Origin of the sequence: Klebsiella sp. EMBS2024, from assembly GCF_036233805.1 — a bacterium.
In the GTDB taxonomy this organism is placed as follows: Bacteria; Pseudomonadota; Gammaproteobacteria; order Enterobacterales; family Enterobacteriaceae; genus Klebsiella; species Klebsiella pneumoniae.
The window spans coordinates 205997-225733 of the sequence record NZ_JAZARW010000001.1; the positions used below are offsets into that span (position 1 = coordinate 205997).

Genomic DNA, 19737 nt, shown 5'->3' on the forward strand with positions numbered 1-19737 from the left:
GGCTATGGCAAAGATTGATTTTCGCAACAAGATAAACTGGCGTCGACGCTTCCGTTCGCCGCCGCGGGTGGAGACGGAGCGCGACATCCTGCGGATCTTTGAAAGCGATCGGGGACGGATCGTCAACTCGCCGGCAATCCGCCGCCTGCAGCAAAAAACTCAGGTCTTCCCGCTCGAGCGCAACGCGGCGGTGCGCACTCGCCTGACCCACTCGCTGGAGGTGCAGCAGGTGGGACGCTATATCGCCAAAGAGGTGCTGAGCCGGCTGAAAGAGCTGAGGCTGCTGGAAGAGTATGGCCTGGAAGAGCTGACCGGGCCATTCGAGAGCGTGGTGGAGATGGCCTGCCTGATGCACGATATCGGCAATCCCCCGTTTGGCCATTTTGGCGAAGCGGCGATTAACGACTGGTTCCGTCAGCGCCTGGCGCCCGGCGATGCGCTCGGGCAGCCGCTGACCGACGATCGCTGCGAAGTGCAGGCCTTACGCCTGCATGACGGAGAGACATCGCTTAATGCGCTGCGCCGTAAAGTGCGCCAGGATCTCTGCAGCTTTGAGGGCAACGCGCAGGGCATTCGTCTGGTCCATACGCTAATGCGTATGAACCTGACCTGGGCGCAGGTGGGATGTATCCTGAAATATACTCGTCCGGCGTGGTGGTCTGAGGAGACGCCGGCCAGCCACAGTTATTTAATGAAGAAACCTGGCTATTATTTAGCCGAAGAAGAGTATGTCGCGCGTTTGCGTAAAGAACTGGATCTCGCGCCTTACAATCGGTTTCCATTAACCTGGATTATGGAGGCTGCGGATGACATCTCATATTGCGTCGCGGATCTCGAGGACGCGGTGGAAAAACGTATTTTTAGCGCAGAACAGCTCTATCAGCATCTTTACGACGCCTGGGGCAGTCATGAAAAAGGCTCGTTATTTTCGCAGGTAGTAGAAAATGCCTGGGAGAAATCGCGAGCCAATTATCTGAAGCAGAGCGCGGAAGATCAGTTTTTTATGTATTTGCGGGTGAATACGCTGAATAAGCTGGTGCCCTACGCGGCGCGCCGATTTATTGACAACCTGCCGGCAATCTTCACGGGGGACTTTAATCATGCGTTGCTGGAGGACGACAGCGATTGCAGTCAGCTACTGGAGCTCTATAAAAATGTGGCGATGAAACAGGTCTTTAGCCATCCGGATGTTGAGCAGCTGGAATTGCAGGGCTACCGGGTGATCAGCGGCCTGTTGGATATCTATCAGCCGCTGCTGAAATTATCGCTGGAGGATTTCAGCGAATTAGTAGCGCAGGAGCGGGTACGACGTTTACCCATTGCCTCCCGGCTGTATCAGAAACTTTCGACCCGTCACCGGCTGGCCTATGTTGAAGCGGTAAATAAACTGGCGCGTACGGCGCCCGAATTTGCGCTGATGGAATACTATTATCGCTGCCGTCTGATTCAGGACTATATCAGCGGGATGACGGATTTGTATGCGTGGGATGAATATCGGCGACTCATGGCGGTGGAATAGGCTGGAGTTTTGTAAAGATGGACAATAAATTTTTACTTTTTCCAGAAACTTAATTCCGGAACTTAGCGTTATAAAATGACTCTGATAGTCACGTACACAGCAACTTTCGTTACCTGATATTGAGATTGAAACTGATGAAAAAAACCACGTTAGCAATGAGTGCACTGGCTCTGAGTTTAGGTCTGGCGTTGTCCCCGCTCTCTGCGAGCGCGGCAGAAACGGCATCTTCGGCCACTAATGCACAGCAGATGCCAAGCCTGGCCCCGATGCTGGAGAAGGTGATGCCGTCGGTGGTGAGCATTAACGTTGAAGGTAGCACCACCGTTAATACCCCACGGATGCCACGTAACTTCCAGCAGTTCTTTGGCGATAATTCGCCGTTCTGCCAGGATGGTTCTCCTTTCCAGAGTTCACCGTTTTGCCAGGGCGGCGGACAGGGCGGTCAGCCTGACGGCGGCCAGCAGCAGAAATTTATGGCGCTGGGCTCCGGCGTCATCATTGATGCCGCCAAAGGGTATGTGGTGACCAACAACCACGTCGTGGACAACGCCACCACGATTAAGGTTCAGCTGAGCGATGGCCGTAAGTTTGATGCCAAAGTCGTCGGCAAAGATCCGCGCTCTGATATCGCGCTGATTCAGATTCAGGATCCAAAAAACCTGACGGCGATTAAGCTTGCCGACTCCGATGCGCTGCGCGTCGGTGATTACACCGTGGCTATCGGCAACCCGTTCGGTCTGGGCGAAACCGTGACCTCCGGGATTGTCTCCGCGCTGGGCCGTAGCGGCCTCAACGTGGAAAACTACGAAAACTTTATCCAGACCGATGCGGCGATTAACCGCGGGAACTCCGGCGGTGCGCTGGTGAACCTCAACGGCGAGCTGATCGGTATCAACACCGCCATTCTGGCGCCGGACGGCGGCAACATCGGTATCGGTTTTGCTATCCCGAGCAACATGGTGAAAAACCTGACCGAGCAGATGGTGAAATATGGCCAGGTGAAACGCGGTGAGCTCGGCATTATGGGCACCGAACTGAACTCTGAGCTGGCGAAAGCGATGAAAGTCGATGCCCAGCGCGGGGCCTTCGTCAGCCAGGTAATGCCAGGTTCGGCGGCCGCGAAAGCGGGCATTAAAGCCGGCGATGTCATCACCTCCCTCAACGGGAAAGCGATCAGCAGCTTCGCCGCGCTGCGTGCCCAGGTCGGCACCATGCCTATCGGCAGCAAAGTTGAGCTTGGTCTGCTGCGCGACGGCAAACCGGTGACCGTGACCGTCGAACTGCAGCAGAGCAACCAGACCCAGGTTGACTCCAGCACCATCTTCAACGGGATTGAAGGGGCGGAAATGAGCAATAAGGGTCAGGATAAGGGCGTGGTGGTCAATAATGTGAAAGCCGGTACCCCGGCGGCACAGATTGGCCTCAAGAAAGGCGACGTCATCGTCGGGGCGAATCAGCAGCCGGTGAAAAACATCGCCGATCTGCGGAAAATCTTCGACGCCAAACCGTCCGTACTGGCGCTGAACATTCAGCGCGGCGACGCCTCTATCTATCTGCTGTTGCAGTAACCGCCAGCACTCGCTTCCCNNGCCCCTTCCCTCGCCGAGGGCAGGGGCTTTTTTCGTTCTGTGACCGCCCCCACAACTCCACATATATCACCCCGGCTTAGTGCAAATGCACAATGCAGCGCGACGATGACTCTTTTATGCTGGTGCCCAGCAAAGGGGGGGACTACATGGCTGGCTGGCATCTTGATACCAAAATGGCGCAGGATATTGTGGCGCGGACCATGCGCATCATCGATACCAATATCAACGTGATGGATGCCCGCGGGCGGATCATCGGCAGCGGCGATCGGGAAAGGATTGGTGAATTGCACGAAGGCGCGCTGCTGGTCCTCTCCCAGGGGCGGGTGGTGGATATCGACGACGCGGTCGCTCGCCATCTGCACGGGGTTCGCCAGGGGATTAACCTGCCGCTGCGCCTGGAGGGGGAGATCGTCGGGGTGATCGGCCTGACCGGCGAGCCGGAGTCGCTGCGAAAATATGGCGAGCTGGTGTGCATGACAGCAGAGATGATGCTGGAGCAGTCGCGGCTGATGCATCTCCTGGCCCAGGACAGCCGTCTGCGCGAAGAGCTGGTGATGAACCTGATTCAGGCGGAAGAGCATACCCCGGCGCTGAATGAATGGGCTCAGCGTTTAGGCATCGATCTCAATCAGCCGCGCGTGGTGGCGATGATTGAGGTAGACAGCGGTCAGCTCGGCGTGGACAGCGCGATGGCGGAACTGCAACAGTTACAGAACGCGCTGACCACCCCCGATCGCAATAATCTGGTGGCCATTGTCTCGCTCACGGAAATGGTGGTGCTGAAACCGGCGCTGAACAGCTTTGGCCGCTGGGACGCTGACGATCACGTCCGGCGCGTCGAGCAGCTTATCGCCAGGATGAAAGAGAATGGCCAGCTGCGCTTTCGCGTGGCGCTGGGCAACTTCTTCACCGGCCCAGGAAGTATCGCCCGCTCTTACCGTACCGCACGGACGACGATGATGGTTGGCAAGCAGCGGATGCCGGAGAGCCGCAGTTATTTCTATCAGGATCTGATGCTGCCGGTGCTGCTCGACAGCCTGCGCGGCGGCTGGCAGGCCAATGAGCTGGCCCGTCCGCTGGCGCGTTTGAAGGCCATGGACAACAACGGGCTGCTGCGGCGGACGCTGCAGGCGTGGTTTCGCCATAACGTGCAGCCGCTGGCGACGTCAAAGGCGCTGTTTATTCATCGCAATACGCTGGAGTACCGGTTGAACCGTATCTCGGAGCTGACCGGCCTGGATCTCGGTAGCTTTGACGACAGGCTGCTGCTGTATATCGCGCTGCAGCTGGACGAACAACGCTAAGACGTGGAGGCAAAAAAATGCCGGGCAGCGACGCGCCATACCCGGCCTGGACGATGCATGCTGTCTGGAGTGGATAGAGACCACCAGCCCGGCCAGGCAACGCGCCGCCGGGATGCTCTTACTTACGGGTGAGCTTTTCCAGATCGGCTTCGATTTCACTGATCTTATTGGTGACCACGCTTTCCAGATGGCGTAAATCGTCGAGGATTTTACGCTTGAGATCGATTTCAGTGCGATCGCGCTGGCAGATCTGATCCAGCTCGTCGATAACGTAGCGCAGATTGGGGCTGATCTCCTGGACCTCTTTATAGCCCTGGCCGACGCCGTCGGCGACGACGGTTTTGCGCTGACGCGGATATTTGAACTTCACGCTCTTGGCGAAGAATTCGCCTTTGTCTTTCTGAAAATAGATTTTCAGAATGTCGTTGTTAGCTTCCTGCCGCAGGCTATAGCGATCGATCTCATCAGGGTTGGTAATGCCAAGACTTTTCAGATTATCGTACATAACGGTACCTTTGATAGCATCATAACCATTGAATAATTAACGAAAAAATCCATTTTCGCCAGCATCAAATATAAAAAAAGCGGGATATCTCCCGCTTTTTATTTGCTTTAGTCGATGGTGCGCAGCAGCTCGTTAATGCCGACCTTGCCGCGGGTTTTGGCATCGACTTTCTTCACAATCACCGCGCAGTACAGGCTGTATTTACCATCTTTCGACGGCAGGTTGCCTGAGACCACCACCGAGCCAGCCGGTACGCGGCCGTAGAAGACTTCGCCGGTTTCGCGATCGTAGATTTTGGTGCTCTGACCGAGGTAAACGCCCATGGAGATGACGGAGCCTTCTTCGACAATCACCCCTTCAACCACTTCAGAGCGCGCGCCGATGAAGCAGTTATCTTCGATGATGGTCGGGTTCGCCTGCAGCGGCTCCAGTACGCCACCGATGCCGACACCGCCGGACAGATGCACGTTTTTACCGATCTGTGCGCAGGAGCCGACGGTGGCCCAGGTATCAACCATGGTGCCTTCGTCAACGTAGGCGCCGATGTTAACGTAGGACGGCATCAGCACAGTGTTGCGGGCGATGAACGCGCCCTGGCGCACGGCGGCCGGCGGCACCACGCGGAAACCTTCTTTCTGAAAACGCGCTTCGTCGTAGTCAGCGAATTTCATCGGCACTTTATCGAAGTAGCGGCTTTCCGCACCATCGATAACCTGGTTATCGTTAATACGGAAAGAGAGCAGTACCGCCTTCTTCAGCCACTGATGCGTCACCCACTGACCGTCGATCTTCTCAGCGACGCGCAGCGCGCCGGAATCAAGAAGGGCGATAACCTGGTTAACCGCTTCGCGGGTCACGGTATCCACATTAGCCGGCGTAATGTCGGCGCGACGCTCGAAAGCGGACTCAATAACGTTCTGTAACTGCTGCATTGTTTCTTTCCATTCACTAAAAAAAATACGTCACCCTTTATCGTTTGGATTGAGGGCCGCTGTCAACCGTTGTTGCACTTCTTGTTGCAGCTCATTATTAAGGGCACGCCGGTCGGCGGTGGCGATTATAAATAAATCTTCTACTCGCTCACCAATTGTCGTAATTCGCGCCCCGTGAAGCGATATCCCGAGGTCGGCGAACACCTGCCCGACGCGGGCGAGCAGCCCGGGCTGGTCGAGCGCTATCAGCTCCAGAAACGATTTTCGGTCGGTATGGGTCGGCAGGAAATTCACCTCGGTGTCCACGGAAAAATGGCGTAGCTTTGCCGCCTGACGACGCGGGGCCGGAGGCTGCCAGCTGCGCTGAGTGATGGTCTGCTCCAGCCCCTGGCGGATCGCCTCGTGGCGGTCGGCGGAAAGGGGGCTGCCGTCGGGCTCAAGGACGATAAAGGTATCCATCGCCATACCGTCGCGGGTGGTGAAGATCTGCGCGTCGTGGACGCTGAGGTTGCGACGGTCAAGTTCGCCACACACCGCGGCGAACAGGTAAGGGCGATCCGGGCTCCAGATAAAAATCTCCGTACCGCCGCGGGTGGCCTGCGAGCTCAGCAGGATCATCGGTTTATTCAGATCGTGGCGCAGCAGGTTGCGGGCGTGCCAGGCGAGCTGCGTCGGCGTATGTCGCACGAAATAGTTGGCGCGGCAGCGGTTCCAGATCTGATGCAGCGCCTCTTCATTAATATTGTCCATCCGCAGCAGGGCCAGCGCCTGCAGCTGATGGTGACGCACTCGTTCGCGCATGTCTGGGGTGCTTTGCATGCCGCGACGCAGCTGCTTCTCGGTGGCGAAATAGAGTTCACGCAGCAGGCTCTGCTTCCAGCTGTTCCATAAGGTTTCGTTGGTGGCGCAGATATCGGCGACGGTCAGACATACCAGATAGCGCAGACGATTTTCTGTTTGCACCTCCTCGGCGAACTGCTTAATCACCTCCGGATCCTGAATATCGCGCCGCTGGGCGGTGACCGACATCAGCAGGTGGTGACGCACCAGCCAGGCGACCAGCTGCGTTTCGCGCGAGTTCAGCCCGTGCAGCTCGGCAAACTTCAGCACATCCTGCGCGCCGAGGATCGAGTGGTCGCCGCCGCGCCCTTTGGCGATGTCGTGGAACAGGGCGGCAATTAAGATCAGCTCCGGGTGCGTTAAGCGCGGCCACAGCTCCACGCACAGCGGGTGGCGGCTGCGGGTTTCTTCTTTGGCAAAGCTTTCCAGCTTGAGCATCACCCGGACGGTGTGTTCATCGACGGTGTAGGCGTGAAACAGGTCGAACTGCATCTGGCCGACGATATGCGACCACTGCGGCATATAGGCCCACAGTACGCTGTGGCGATGCATCGGCAGCAGCCCGCGACTTACCGCTCCCTGATGGCGCAGCATACTAAGAAAGAGCGTGCGCGCCTCCGGGATATAGCACAGCGGCTGGGTGAGATGACGGCGGGCGTGGCGCAGATGGCGCAACGTCGTTGAGTAGATGCCGGTGATGGTGCTGTTGCGCACCATGATATAAAACATGCGCAGAATGGCCTGCGGTTCGCGAATAAACAGCGTGTCGTCACGCAGATCGATAAGGGTGCCGCGCAGCTGGAAATCATCATCGATCGGGCGTGGTTTTTCATCCTCGGTCAGGGCGAGGATAGCCTCCTCAAACAGCTGAAGCAGCATCTGATTCAGCTCGCTCACCCGGCGGGTAACGCGGAAGAAGTCCTTCATCATATGCTCAATCGGCTGGTTGCCGTCGCCTTCATAGCCTAGCCGGCGGGCCACGCTGAGCTGGCGGTCGAAAAGCAGACGGTTGTCATAGCGCGTGAGTTCGAGATGCAGCGCGAAACGGATGCGCCACAGCTGATGCAGACACTCATTGAGTTCATTGCGCTCGGCTTCGGTCAGAAAGCCGAAGCCGACCATCTCATCCATTGAGGTGGCGCCGAAATGGCGGCGAGCCACCCACTGTAGCGTATGGATATCGCGCAAGCCGCCGGGGCTGCTTTTCACGTCCGGCTCGAGGTTATAGCTGGTGCCATGATAGCGCTGATGACGGACGTTCTGCTCTTCGACCTTGGCGGCGAAGAACTTTTCCGATGGCCAGAAGCCGTCGCTAAAAATATGTTTTTGCAGTTCAAGGAACAGCGCGACGTCGCCGATCAGCAGGCGCGATTCGATTAAGTTGGTGGCAACGGTCAGATCCGAGAGACCTTCCAGCAGGCACTCTTCGAGGGTGCGTACGCTGTGGCCTACCTCCAGCTTGACGTCCCACAGCAGGGTGAGCAGTTCGCCGACTTTTTGCGCCTGGTCGTCCGGCAGTTTTTTACGACTGAGGATCAGCAGATCGACGTCTGAGAGCGGGTGCAGTTCGCCACGGCCATAGCCGCCGACGGCGACCAGCGCCAGGTCGCTGACGGATTCAAAACCGCAGGCGATCCATAATCGCTGCAGCAACTGGTCGATAAATTCGGTGCGCGCCGCGATGAGCTGCTCCGCGACGATGCCGGAGTCAAACGCCTCGCCCAGCCAGTGCTGGAAGGTATCGATGTGCGCCTTGATTGCGGCACAGTTCAGATCGCCCTGGGGCCAACTCACCGGGTGTTCCGGCGGGACGGGCAGGAGAGGGGAGGCTGTGTCAGGTAATGAGTTGCTCATCGCGTCACCATAAGAAAAAACTATCTAATAAAAAAGCCGGCGGGCGCCGGCTTTTCATCATTCATCGTGCGAGATTATCGCCGGGATGGTGTCATCCTTGCGTAGCGTCAGAATTTCGCAGCCGTTGTCTGTCACCACAATAGTATGCTCGTACTGCGCAGACAAGCTCCGGTCTTTGGTTTTCACCGTCCAGCCGTCTTTCATGCTGCGGATCTCTTTTTTACCGGCGTTGACCATCGGCTCGATGGTGAAGGTCATGCCTGGTTTGAGTACGACGTTGGTCTCCGGCGAATCGTAGTGCAGAACCTGAGGTTCTTCATGGAACCCGCGGCCGATGCCGTGGCCACAGTACTCACGCACCACGGAGAAACCTTCGGCTTCCACAAATTTCTGGATCGCCGCGCCGATCGCGCGCAGGTTGATGCCTGGCTTCACCATTCTCAGCGCCAGGTACAGGCTTTCCTGAGTGATGCGGCACAGGCGCTCGCCGAGAATCGTCGGTTTGCCGACGATAAACATTTTGGAGGTATCGCCATGGAAATCATCTTTAATGACGGTCACGTCGATATTGACGATATCGCCATCTTTCAGCAGCTTGCCGTCATCAGGGATACCGTGACAGACCACTTCATTGACCGAAATGCAGACGGATTTCGGATAGCCGTGATAGCCGAGGCAGGCGGAAATGGCCTTCTGCTCGTTAACGATATAGTCGTTACAGATGCGGTCCAGTTCGCCGGTGCTGACGCCCGGTTTGACGTAGGGTTCGATCATTTCCAGCACTTCGGCGGCCAGGCGGCCGGCAACGCGCATTTTTTCGATGTCTTCAGATGTCTTAATAGAGATAGCCATGGAGTATGTCCAGCAGTGTCGATATTTTCGACAATAATAGAGTAAGTCCTGTCAATGGTAACAGTCCGGGCAGGCTGGTGCCAAACTGAGAATCATTAACAGCACGCGACGTCAACAAGAGTTGGTGTCTGGATGGATTTTGTGGTATAAAGCGCGCCGGACTTCCGTTCCATCTCAGATACACAAGGATGGACGTAAGCGACATAGCTCACTTTGTGTAATAACACACACGTATCGGCACATATTCCGGGGTGCCCTTCGGGGTCGGTAATATGGGATACGTGGAGGCATAACCCCAATTTAATCTATAGAGGTTTTAAACATGGCAACTGTTTCCATGCGCGACATGCTCAAGGCTGGTGTTCACTTCGGTCACCAGACCCGTTACTGGAACCCGAAAATGAAGCCTTTCATCTTCGGCGCGCGTAACAAAGTTCACATCATCAACCTTGAGAAAACCGTACCGATGTTCAACGAAGCTCTGGCTGAACTGAACAAGATCGCTGCTCGTAAAGGTAAAATCCTTTTCGTTGGTACTAAGCGCGCTGCAAGCGAAGCGGTAAAAGACGCTGCTCTGAGCTGCGATCAGTTCTTCGTGAACCATCGCTGGCTGGGCGGTATGCTGACTAACTGGAAAACCGTTCGTCAGTCCATCAAACGTCTGAAAGACCTGGAAACTCAGTCCCAGGACGGTACTTTCGACAAGCTGACCAAGAAAGAAGCGCTGATGCGCACTCGTGAGCTGGACAAGCTGGAAAACAGCCTGGGCGGTATCAAAGATATGGGCGGCCTGCCGGACGCACTGTTCGTTATCGACGCTGACCACGAGCACATCGCTATCAAAGAAGCAAACAACCTGGGCATCCCGGTATTTGCTATCGTTGATACCAACTCTGATCCGGACGGCGTAGACTTCGTTATCCCGGGTAACGACGATGCAATCCGCGCAGTAAGCCTGTACCTGGGCGCTGTTGCTGCTACCGTTCGTGAAGGTCGCTCTCAGGACCTGGCTTCTCAGGCGGAAGAAAGCTTCGTAGAAGCTGAATAATAAGGTTTAAGCCCTTATTAGTACCGTGTATGAATAGGGGCCCATTATCGGCCCCTTTTTTCAATTTACGCTGTTTGGCCGTTGGCCGGGCAGTATCCACATCTCCCGAGGATTTTAGAATGGCTGAAATTACCGCTTCCCTGGTAAAAGAGCTGCGCGAACGTACTGGCGCAGGCATGATGGATTGCAAAAAAGCGCTGACTGAAGCGAATGGCGACATCGAGCTGGCAATCGAAAACATGCGTAAATCCGGCGCGATCAAAGCGGCGAAGAAAGCAGGCAACGTGGCTGCTGACGGCGTGATCAAAACCAAAATCGAAGGCAACTACGGTTACATTCTGGAAGTTAACTGCCAGACTGACTTCGTTGCTAAAGATGGTGGTTTCCAGGCATTTGCCGACAAAGTACTGGACGCCGCTGTTGCAGGTAAAATCTCCGACGTTGAAGTTCTGAAAGCGCAGTTCGAAGAAGAACGTGTTGCGCTGGTTGCTAAAATCGGCGAGAACATCAACATCCGTCGTATCGCTGTTCTGGAAGGCGACGTTCTGGGCAGCTACCAGCACGGTGCGCGTATCGGCGTTCTGGTTGCCGCTAAAGGCGCTGACGAAGAGCTGGTTAAGCAGCTGGCAATGCACGTTGCTGCAAGCAAGCCGGAATTCGTTAAGCCGGAAGACGTGTCTGCTGAAGTGGTAGAGAAAGAGTACCAGGTTCAGCTGGACATCGCGATGCAGTCCGGTAAGCCGAAAGAAATCGCAGAGAAAATGGTTGAAGGCCGCATGAAGAAATTCACCGGCGAAGTTTCTCTGACTGGTCAGCCTTTCGTTATGGAGCCGAGCAAATCTGTTGGCCAGCTGCTGAAAGAGCACAACGCTGACGTGACTGGCTTCATCCGCTTTGAAGTGGGCGAAGGCATTGAGAAAGTTGAGACTGACTTTGCAGCAGAAGTTGCTGCGATGTCCAAGCAGTCTTAATTTTTAAAAAAAGGAGCCGCCTGAGGGCGGCTTCTTTTTGCGCCCATTTTGTAAATTCAGCCAACTGCTTATAGTGGCCGCGCTGAAATGCGACATACAATGTCGCCGGAATTAACACATCTCATTCGTTGACAGTCTCAGGAAAGAAACATGGCTACCAATGCAAAACCCGTCTACAAACGTATTCTGCTGAAATTAAGTGGCGAAGCGCTGCAGGGCTCAGAAGGCTTCGGTATTGATGCAAGCATACTTGACCGCATGGCTCAGGAGATCAAAGAGCTGGTTGAGCTGGGTATTCAGGTTGGCGTAGTAATTGGTGGCGGTAACCTGTTCCGTGGTGCTGGTCTGGCGAAAGCGGGTATGAACCGCGTTGTGGGCGACCACATGGGCATGCTGGCAACGGTCATGAACGGCCTCGCAATGCGTGATGCGCTCCACCGCGCCTATGTGAACGCTCGTCTGATGTCCGCCATTCCGCTGAACGGCGTATGCGACAACTACAGCTGGGCAGAGGCGATCAGCCTGCTGCGCAACAACCGCGTAGTGATCCTCTCCGCTGGTACCGGCAACCCGTTCTTTACCACCGATTCCGCAGCCTGCCTGCGCGGTATCGAAATTGAAGCCGATGTGGTGCTGAAAGCCACTAAGGTTGACGGCGTATTCACCGCTGACCCGGCAAAAGATCCTTCTGCCACCATGTACGATCAGCTGACCTACAGCGAAGTTCTGGAAAAAGAGCTGAAAGTCATGGATCTGGCGGCCTTCACCCTGGCGCGTGACCATAAATTACCGATTCGCGTCTTCAACATGAACAAACCTGGCGCCCTGCGTCGCGTGGTGATGGGCGAAAAAGAAGGCACATTGATCACGGAATAATTCCCGTCAGCGCCAAATCCGGGTAATATTCCGCTTTACTTTCGCGGGGATATTGCCCGGTGATTTTCATTAAATCTGACTATACTTAGCTCATTTTCCGACGGGTGTCCCGTCTGGTCTGACTGAGACAAGCTTTCAAGGATTCGTAACGTGATTAGCGATATCAGAAAAGATGCTGAAATCCGCATGGAAAAATGCGTCGAAGCATTCAAAAACCAAATCAGCAAAATTCGCACGGGTCGTGCTTCTCCGAGCCTGCTGGACGGGATTGTTGTTGAATACTACGGTACTCCGACCCCGCTGCGCCAGCTGGCCAGCGTCACCGTCGAAGACTCCCGTACCCTGAAAATCAACGTCTTTGACCGTTCTATGTCCGCGGCCGTTGAAAAAGCGATCATGGCCTCCGACCTCGGTCTGAACCCAAGCTCTGCCGGCAGCGATATTCGTGTCCCGCTGCCGCCGCTGACCGAAGAGCGTCGTAAAGACCTGACCAAGATCGTGCGTGGTGAAGCCGAGCAGGCGCGCGTTGCCGTGCGTAACGTTCGCCGTGACGCCAACGATAAAGTCAAAGCGCTGCTGAAAGAAAAAGAGATCAGCGAAGATGACGATCGCCGTTCTCAGGACGACGTGCAGAAAATGACTGACGCCGCCATCAAAAAAGTTGACGCGGCGCTGGCAGACAAAGAAGCGGAACTGATGCAGTTCTAATGCTCTGCCCTTACTCGGGCCAGACAGGCTCTGGCCTGAGTAAAATCTGAAACGCCGTACAGAAGACTGTACGCTCAATTCTCGGGATTGCGTTGCAACCGCTGGCCTTGTAGCCTTTAGCGCTTAGTTGAAGGCCTAATGCCGCCGTCTCATCCCCGATAGTTGCTGCGTAGGGGCTTGCTGGCGGCGTTTTGCTTTTTATTCTGTTTCCACTCTTCTGGACGTCTCATGAAGCAATTAACCGTTCTCGGTTCGACCGGCTCCATTGGCTGTAGCACGCTGGACGTGGTGCGCCATAACCCTGGTCGCTTTTCCGTCGCCGCGCTGGTCGCGGGGAAAAACGTTGACCGTATGGTTGAACAATGCCTGGAATTTACCCCCCGTTACGCGGTGATGGACGATGCGCAAAGCGCTGAGCGGTTGCGCACCCGTCTGCATGAGCATGGCAGTCGCACCGAGGTGCTGAGCGGCCAGCAGGCGGCGGCAGAGGTCGCGGCGCTGGATGAGGTCGATCAGGTCATGGCGGCAATCGTCGGCGCGGCGGGACTGGTGCCGACGCTGGCGGCGATCCGCGCCGGGAAAACGGTATTGTTAGCGAATAAAGAATCGCTGGTGACCTGCGGTCGCTTATTCATGGAGGCGGTGCAACAGTCGGGGGCGCGATTGCTACCGGTCGATAGCGAGCATAACGCTATTTTTCAGAGTATGCCGGAGACAATTCAGCAGCATCTGGGATACGCTGATCTTGCCCGGAATGGCGTCTCGTCAATCCTGCTGACCGGCTCCGGTGGGCCTTTCCGCGAGACGGCCGTGGCTGAACTGGCGGCGATGACCCCGGATCAGGCCTGCCGTCATCCCAACTGGTCGATGGGGCGCAAGATCTCCGTCGATTCGGCCACGATGATGAACAAAGGCCTGGAATATATTGAAGCGCGCTGGCTGTTTAACGCCTCGGCCCAGCAGATGGAAGTGCTGATCCATCCGCAGTCGGTGATCCACTCGATGGTTCGCTATCAGGATGGCAGCGTGCTGGCCCAGCTTGGGGAGCCGGATATGCGCACGCCGATCGCCCATACCATGGGCTGGCCGCAGCGACTGAATTCCGGCGTTAAACCGCTGGACTTCTGTCAGTTGAGCAATCTGAGCTTCTCCGCGCCGGACTATACGCGATATCCGTGCCTGAAGCTGGCGATGGACGCGTTTGACGTCGGCCAGGCCGCGACCACGACGCTGAATGCGGCTAATGAAGAGTCGGTTGCCGCGTTTCTGCATGGCGATATCCGCTTTACCGATATTGCGGCGGTTAACCTGGCGGTGCTGGATAAGATGGACCTGCAGGAGCCGCAAAGCATTGATGATGTTCTGGTTATCGACGCCGAGGCGCGCGCAATCGCTCACCAGCAGCTGCAGCGGTTGGTTGCGCAGGCGTAACGCGGTGATATTTGTGGGCGCAAGGCTTCGGTGATATAGTCTGCGCCACCCGATCGTTGCATTTTGTTGTTAAAGATTACGGTGGCCGTGACAAAACACGGCTTTTTTGCGTAAAGCTTTTGGTTGTTCTCTGCGATTGGCTGCAGCCCCGGCACCGGATAAAAATGCGTATCCAGCGCGGCCCGGTGGCCTCTGTTTGGTGGCTAGTTAATCCTTATTATGGACTTAAAACGCGTGATGTTGTCTGCTAATCAAACTGTCAGCGAAATATCGCCCACCCATGGCTGCCGTCATGTCGCCATTATTATGGATGGCAACGGCCGTTGGGCGAAACGGCAAGGTAAAATTCGCGCTTTCGGGCATAAGGCCGGTGCGAAATCCGTGCGTCGCGCGGTCTCCTTCGCGGCGAATAATGGGATTGAGGCGTTAACGTTATACGCGTTCAGCAGCGAAAACTGGAACCGTCCGGCTCAGGAAGTCAGTGCGCTGATGGAACTGTTCGTCTGGGCGCTGGATAGCGAAGTCAAAAGCCTGCACCGACACAATGTGCGTCTGCGGATTATTGGCGACACCACGCGCTTCAATGCGCGCCTGCAGGAGCGGATCCGCAAAGCGGAAGCGCTAACCGCAAACAATACCGGCTTAACGCTGAATATTGCAGCCAATTACGGCGGTCGCTGGGATATTACCCAGGGCGTTCGTTTGCTGGCGAAACAGGTACAGGACGGGACGCTGCTGCCTGAGCAGATCACGGAAGACATGCTGAGTCAGCAGGTCTGCATGCATGAACTGGCTCCCGTTGATTTAGTTATTAGGACCGGGGGAGAGCACCGAATAAGTAACTTTCTGATTTGGCAAATTGCCTATGCCGAACTTTACTTTACGGATGTTCTTTGGCCCGATTTTGCTGAACAGGACTTTGAAGGTGCACTCCATGCCTTTGTTAATCGAGAGCGTCGTTTCGGCGGCACTGAGCCGGGTGGCAGTCATGCCTGATGGGGGTCACTTTTGCTGAAGTATCGCCTGATATCTGCTTTCGTCTTAATCCCCATCGTCATTGCGGCATTGTTTTTATTGCCGCCGATGGGCTTTGCTATCGTCACCCTGGTGGTCTGTATGCTCGCCGCCTGGGAGTGGGGACAACTGAGCGGTTTTACCTCGACGTCGCAGCGGGTTTGGCTGGCGGTGCTGTGCGGCCTTCTGCTGGCGGCGATGCTTTTTCTGCTGCCTGAATACCACTATGACGTTCATCAACCGATGGTTGAAGGGTCGCTATGGGCCTCTTTTGCCTGGTGGATCGTCGCGTTACTGCTGGTGCTCTCATACCCGGCGTCGGCGGCATTCTGGCGCCACTCTAAGGTGCTGCGCCTCATCTTCGGCATTCTGACCATCGTCCCGTTTTTCTGGGGCATGCTGGCGCTGCGCGCCTGGCACTATGCCGATAACCACTATAGCGGCGCGCTGTGGCTGCTGTACGTCATGATCCTGGTGTGGGGCGCGGACTCTGGCGCCTATATGTTTGGTAAAATGTTTGGCAAGCACAAGCTGGCGCCGAAGGTCTCACCGGGTAAAACCTGGCAGGGCTTTTTTGGCGGTTTGCTGACCGCGGCAGTGATTTCCTGGGCCTACGGCGTGTGGGCCCATCTTGACGTCACGCCGACGGTGCTGCTGGTTTGTTCGGTGGTGGCGGCCCTGGCTTCGGTGCTGGGCGACCTGACGGAAAGTATGTTTAAGCGCGAGGCCGGCATTAAGGATAGCGGGCACTTGATTCCCGGACATGGTGGTATTCTCGATCGTATCGACAGCCTGACGGCGGCGGTACCGGTCTTCGCCTGTCTGCTACTGTTGGTCTTCAGGACGATTTGACGGAAGGTTATATGCTGAGCGTGCTCTGGAATCTGGCGGCTTTTATCATTGCGCTTGGCGTACTGATTACGGTGCATGAGTTTGGCCATTTTTGGGTGGCGCGCCGCTGCGGTATCCGGGTTGAGCGTTTTTCTATCGGCTTCGGCAAAGCGCTGTGGCGGCGGATGGATAAGCAGGGCACAGAGTTCGTCATCGCCCTGATCCCACTGGGCGGCTACGTCAAGATGCTGGATGAGCGTGTTGAAGCGGTGGCGCCGGAGATGCGTCACTATGCCTTCAACAATAAAACCGTCGGTCAGCGTGCGGCGGTGATTGCCGCCGGCCCCATCGCTAACTTCATTTTCGCTATCTTTGCTTACTGGCTGGTCTTTATCATCGGCGTTCCCGGCGTGCGGCCGGTGGTGGGTGAAATAACACCCAATTCGGTTGCCGCGCAAGCACAAATTGCAAAAGGAACGGAACTTAAAGCGATAGATGGTATCGAAACGCCTGATTGGGATGCGGTGCGTCTGCAGCTGGTGGCCAAAATCGGCAACCCGCAAACAATAGTTACCGTCGCCCCTTTCGGGACCAATCAGCGCCAGGATAAAATCGTCGATCTGCGGCACTGGTCGTTTGAGCCAGACAAGCAAGATCCCGTGACCTCGCTGGGGATCCAGCCGCGCAGCGCGCAGATTGATACGGTGCTGGCTGAGGTTCAGGCGGGATCGGCAGCCCAGAAAGCGGGTTTGCAAGCGGGCGACCGGATCGTTAAAGTCGATGGTCAACCGTTAACGCAGTGGATGACGTTTGTTAATCTGGTGCGCGATAATCCGGGCAAAGCGCTGGCGCTGGAGATTGAACGGCAGGGGAGTGCGCTGCCGTTAACCCTGACGCCGGATGCGAAAACGGTGAAAGGTAAGGCGGAAGGGTTCGCAGGGGTGGTGCCAAAGGTCATCCCGCTGCCTGAAGAATACAAGACAGTACGTCAGTACGGACCGTTTGCCGCCATCGCTGAAGCCACGGATAAAACCTGGCAGCTGATGTCGCTGACGGTCAGGATGCTGGGTAAATTGATAACCGGTGATGTCAAACTGAACAACCTCAGTGGGCCGATCTCTATCGCTCAGGGGGCTGGAATGTCAGCGGAGTTTGGGTTGATTTATTATCTGATGTTCCTGGCGCTGATTAGCGTGAACCTCGGAATCATCAACCTGTTCCCTCTACCCGTACTGGATGGGGGACATCTGCTGTTTTTAGCGATTGAAAAGCTGAAGGGCGGGCCGGTATCCGAGCGAGTTCAAGACTTTAGTTATCGCATTGGCTCAATACTGCTGGTGCTGTTAATGGGGCTTGCACTTTTCAATGATTTCTCTCGGTTATAAGAGAGTTTGTTAGGAAGAACGCATAATAACGATGGCGATGAAAAAGTTGCTCATAGCGTCGCTGCTGTTTAGCAGCGCGACTGTATACGGTGCTGAAGGGTTCGTGGTGAAGGACATTCATTTCGAAGGCTTGCAGCGTGTCGCTGTTGGTGCGGCCCTCCTCAGTATGCCAGTGCGTCCTGGCGATACGGTGACCGACGATGATATCAGTAACACTATTCGCGCGCTGTTTGCCACTGGCAACTTCGAGGACGTCCGCGTCCTGCGCGATGGTGATACCCTGCTGGTGCAGGTGAAAGAGCGTCCGACGATCGCCAGCATCACCTTCTCCGGCAACAAGTCGGTGAAAGATGACATGCTCAAGCAGAACCTTGAGGCCTCAGGCGTTCGGGTGGGCGAGTCGCTTGACCGCACGACCATCGCGGATATCGAGAAGGGTCTTGAAGACTTCTACTACAGCGTCGGTAAATACAGCGCCAGCGTCAAAGCAGTCGTTACGCCGCTGCCGCGTAACCGTGTCGATTTGAAGCTGGTCTTCCAGGAAGGCGTCTCCGCAAAAATTCAACAGATCAACATCGTCGGCAACCATGCGTTTTCGACCGATGAGCTGATCTCCCACTTCCAGCTGCGCGATGAGGTGCCGTGGTGGAACGTGGTCGGCGACCGTAAATACCAGAAGCAGAAGCTAGCGGGCGACCTTGAAACCCTGCGCAGCTACTACCTGGATCGCGGCTATGCCCGTTTCAACATCGATTCTACCCAGGTCAGCCTGACTCCGGATAAGAAAGGGATCTACATCACCGTCAACATCACCGAAGGCGATCAGTACAAGTTTTCCGGAGTGCAGGTGACGGGCAACCTTGCTGGCCATTCCGCGGAAATCGAAGCGCTGACTAAAGTTGAGCCAGGCGAACTGTACAACGGCGCGAAAGTGACCAAGATGGAAAACGACATCAAGAAATTGTTGGGTCGTTATGGTTACGCCTATCCGCGCGTGCAGTCGCAGCCGGAGATCAACGACAGCGATAAAACCGTTAAGCTGCACGTTAACGTCGACGCAGGCAACCGTTATTACGTGCGTAAAATTCGCTTCGAAGGCAACGACACCTCTAAAGATGCCGTACTGCGCCGCGAAATGCGCCAGATGGAAGGCGCATGGCTGGGCAGCGACCTCGTCGATCAGGGTAAAGACCGTCTCAATCGTTTAGGTTTCTTTGAAACGGTGGATACTGATACCCAGCGCGTGCCGGGCAGCCCGGACCAGGTCGACGTTGTCTACAAGGTGAAAGAGCNTAACACCGGTAGCTTCAACTTCGGTATCGGCTACGGCACCGAGAGCGGCGTCAGCTTCCAGGCGGGCGTTCAGCAGGATAACTGGTTAGGTACTGGCTATGCTGTCGGGATCAACGGTACCAAAAACGACTACCAGACCTATACCGAGCTGTCGGTGACCAACCCGTACTTCACCGTAGACGGTGTAAGCCTCGGCGGTCGTGTCTTCTATAATGACTTTGATGCGAACGATGCGGATCTGTCTGACTATACCAACAAAAGCTATGGTACAGACATTACGCTGGGCTTCCCGGTCAACGAATACAACACGCTGCGCGCCGGCGTCGGTTATGTGCATAACTCCCTGTCCAATATGCAGCCGCAGGTGGCAATGTGGCGTTACCTTAACTCGATGGGCCAGTATCCGGACAACACCAACGACCGGAACTCGTTCAGTGCGAATGACTTCACCTTCAACTACGGTTGGACCTATAACAAGCTTGACCGCGGCTTCTTCCCAACGGAAGGTTCGCGCGTCAACCTGAACGGTAAGGTGACCATTCCGGGCTCAGACAACGAGTACTACAAAGCGACGCTGGATACCGCGACCTACGTGCCGATCGACAACGATCATCAGTGGGTAGTACTGGGTCGTACGCGCTTTGGTTATGGCGATGGTATCGGCGGCAAAGAGATGCCGTTCTATGAGAACTTCTATGCCGGTGGTTCCAGCACCGTGCGTGGCTTCCAGTCGAACACCATTGGTCCGAAGGCGGTGTACTTCCCGTCGAGCAGCCGTCATGATG

General features: G+C 55.8%; 16 protein-coding genes. 12 read left to right on the forward strand and 4 right to left on the reverse strand.

The window, feature by feature from the left end; all coding sequences use genetic code 11:
* Positions 1-4: 4 nt before the first annotated feature.
* The 3 genes from dgt to cdaR all read left to right on the forward strand — a co-directional run bounded on the left by dgt (position 5) and on the right by cdaR (position 4412).
* Positions 5-1519: a dGTPase gene (dgt, locus tag VZP09_RS00940; protein ID WP_004145871.1), complete on the forward strand. Its 1515-nt coding sequence runs from the start codon at positions 5-7 to the stop codon at positions 1517-1519.
* A 134-nt stretch (positions 1520-1653) separates the two neighbouring features.
* Positions 1654-3087 carry a serine endoprotease DegP gene (degP, locus tag VZP09_RS00945; RefSeq protein ID WP_004145870.1) on the forward strand — a complete coding sequence of 478 codons (1434 nt, stop codon included), beginning with the start codon at positions 1654-1656 and terminating at the stop codon, positions 3085-3087.
* A gap of 167 nt (positions 3088-3254) precedes the next feature.
* Entirely contained in the window at positions 3255-4412 is a 1158-nt protein-coding gene (gene cdaR / locus VZP09_RS00950; protein WP_002889289.1) for a DNA-binding transcriptional regulator CdaR, read from the forward strand.
* A 118-nt stretch (positions 4413-4530) separates the two neighbouring features.
* Here the strand turns inward: cdaR and VZP09_RS00955 are convergent, their stop codons facing one another.
* The 4 genes from VZP09_RS00955 to map form a co-directional block, all read right to left on the reverse strand.
* Entirely contained in the window at positions 4531-4917 is a 387-nt protein-coding gene (locus tag VZP09_RS00955; protein WP_002889292.1) for a DUF3461 family protein, read from the reverse strand.
* 107 nt (positions 4918-5024) lie between these two features.
* Complete coding sequence (gene dapD, locus VZP09_RS00960) at positions 5025-5849, reverse strand: 2,3,4,5-tetrahydropyridine-2,6-dicarboxylate N-succinyltransferase (protein ID WP_002889295.1); 825 nt, start codon at positions 5847-5849, stop codon at positions 5025-5027.
* A gap of 30 nt (positions 5850-5879) precedes the next feature.
* Positions 5880-8543: a bifunctional uridylyltransferase/uridylyl-removing protein GlnD gene (gene glnD / locus VZP09_RS00965; protein ID WP_004151931.1), complete on the reverse strand. Its 2664-nt coding sequence runs from the start codon at positions 8541-8543 to the stop codon at positions 5880-5882.
* A gap of 57 nt (positions 8544-8600) precedes the next feature.
* Positions 8601-9395 carry a type I methionyl aminopeptidase gene (gene map, locus VZP09_RS00970; RefSeq protein WP_011977676.1) on the reverse strand — a complete coding sequence of 265 codons (795 nt, stop codon included), beginning with the start codon at positions 9393-9395 and terminating at the stop codon, positions 8601-8603.
* A gap of 322 nt (positions 9396-9717) precedes the next feature.
* Between map and rpsB the strand changes: the two genes are divergently transcribed.
* The 9 genes from rpsB to bamA form a co-directional block, all read left to right on the forward strand.
* Positions 9718-10443 (forward strand): 30S ribosomal protein S2, encoded by a 726-nt coding sequence (gene rpsB, locus VZP09_RS00975; RefSeq protein WP_002889299.1) that lies wholly within the window; start codon positions 9718-9720, stop codon positions 10441-10443.
* A gap of 119 nt (positions 10444-10562) precedes the next feature.
* Positions 10563-11414, forward strand: a complete 852-nt coding sequence (gene tsf, locus VZP09_RS00980) for a translation elongation factor Ts (RefSeq protein WP_004151930.1) — start codon at positions 10563-10565, stop codon at positions 11412-11414.
* 150 nt (positions 11415-11564) lie between these two features.
* On the forward strand, positions 11565-12290 hold the full coding sequence (pyrH, locus tag VZP09_RS00985; protein WP_002889306.1) for a UMP kinase: 726 nt from the start codon (positions 11565-11567) through the stop codon (positions 12288-12290).
* A 150-nt stretch (positions 12291-12440) separates the two neighbouring features.
* On the forward strand, positions 12441-12998 hold the full coding sequence (gene frr, locus VZP09_RS00990; RefSeq protein WP_002889308.1) for a ribosome recycling factor: 558 nt from the start codon (positions 12441-12443) through the stop codon (positions 12996-12998).
* 228 nt (positions 12999-13226) lie between these two features.
* Complete coding sequence (gene ispC, locus VZP09_RS00995; protein ID WP_002889310.1) at positions 13227-14429, forward strand: 1-deoxy-D-xylulose-5-phosphate reductoisomerase; 1203 nt, start codon at positions 13227-13229, stop codon at positions 14427-14429.
* 237 nt (positions 14430-14666) lie between these two features.
* A complete protein-coding gene (ispU, locus tag VZP09_RS01000; RefSeq protein WP_002889316.1) occupies positions 14667-15425 on the forward strand; it encodes a (2E,6E)-farnesyl-diphosphate-specific ditrans,polycis-undecaprenyl-diphosphate synthase in 759 nt (252 codons plus the stop codon).
* 12 nt (positions 15426-15437) lie between these two features.
* The gene (cdsA, locus tag VZP09_RS01005) at positions 15438-16295 is read left to right on the forward strand and encodes a phosphatidate cytidylyltransferase (RefSeq protein WP_002889318.1); all 858 of its coding nucleotides are present in this window, start codon (positions 15438-15440) and stop codon (positions 16293-16295) included.
* Positions 16296-16306: 11 nt separating this feature from the next.
* Entirely contained in the window at positions 16307-17659 is a 1353-nt protein-coding gene (gene rseP / locus VZP09_RS01010) for a sigma E protease regulator RseP (protein WP_004177358.1), read from the forward strand.
* Positions 17660-18014: 355 nt separating this feature from the next.
* Positions 18015-19737 (forward strand): outer membrane protein assembly factor BamA (gene bamA / locus VZP09_RS01015; RefSeq protein WP_442910122.1); only part of this gene is annotated, 1723 nt, incomplete at its 3' end.

What these genes read in the sequence shown, in the direction of transcription:
- rpsB (WP_002889299.1), top strand. Translation starts at nt 9,718, where the DNA reads ATGGCAACTGTTTCCATGCGCGACATGCTCAAGGCTGGTGTTCACTTC.
- ispU (WP_002889316.1), top strand. Translation starts at nt 14,667, where the DNA reads ATGTTGTCTGCTAATCAAACTGTCAGCGAAATATCGCCCACCCATGGC.
- rseP (WP_004177358.1), top strand. Translation starts at nt 16,307, where the DNA reads ATGCTGAGCGTGCTCTGGAATCTGGCGGCTTTTATCATTGCGCTTGGC.
- ispC (WP_002889310.1), top strand. Translation starts at nt 13,227, where the DNA reads ATGAAGCAATTAACCGTTCTCGGTTCGACCGGCTCCATTGGCTGTAGC.
- dgt (WP_004145871.1), top strand. Translation starts at nt 5, where the DNA reads ATGGCAAAGATTGATTTTCGCAACAAGATAAACTGGCGTCGACGCTTC.
- map (WP_011977676.1), bottom strand. Translation starts at nt 9,395, where the DNA reads ATGGCTATCTCTATTAAGACATCTGAAGACATCGAAAAAATGCGCGTT.
- degP (WP_004145870.1), top strand. Translation starts at nt 1,654, where the DNA reads ATGAAAAAAACCACGTTAGCAATGAGTGCACTGGCTCTGAGTTTAGGT.
- VZP09_RS00955 (WP_002889292.1), bottom strand. Translation starts at nt 4,917, where the DNA reads ATGTACGATAATCTGAAAAGTCTTGGCATTACCAACCCTGATGAGATC.
- glnD (WP_004151931.1), bottom strand. Translation starts at nt 8,543, where the DNA reads ATGAGCAACTCATTACCTGACACAGCCTCCCCTCTCCTGCCCGTCCCG.
- cdaR (WP_002889289.1), top strand. Translation starts at nt 3,255, where the DNA reads ATGGCTGGCTGGCATCTTGATACCAAAATGGCGCAGGATATTGTGGCG.
- dapD (WP_002889295.1), bottom strand. Translation starts at nt 5,849, where the DNA reads ATGCAGCAGTTACAGAACGTTATTGAGTCCGCTTTCGAGCGTCGCGCC.
- pyrH (WP_002889306.1), top strand. Translation starts at nt 11,565, where the DNA reads ATGGCTACCAATGCAAAACCCGTCTACAAACGTATTCTGCTGAAATTA.
- tsf (WP_004151930.1), top strand. Translation starts at nt 10,563, where the DNA reads ATGGCTGAAATTACCGCTTCCCTGGTAAAAGAGCTGCGCGAACGTACT.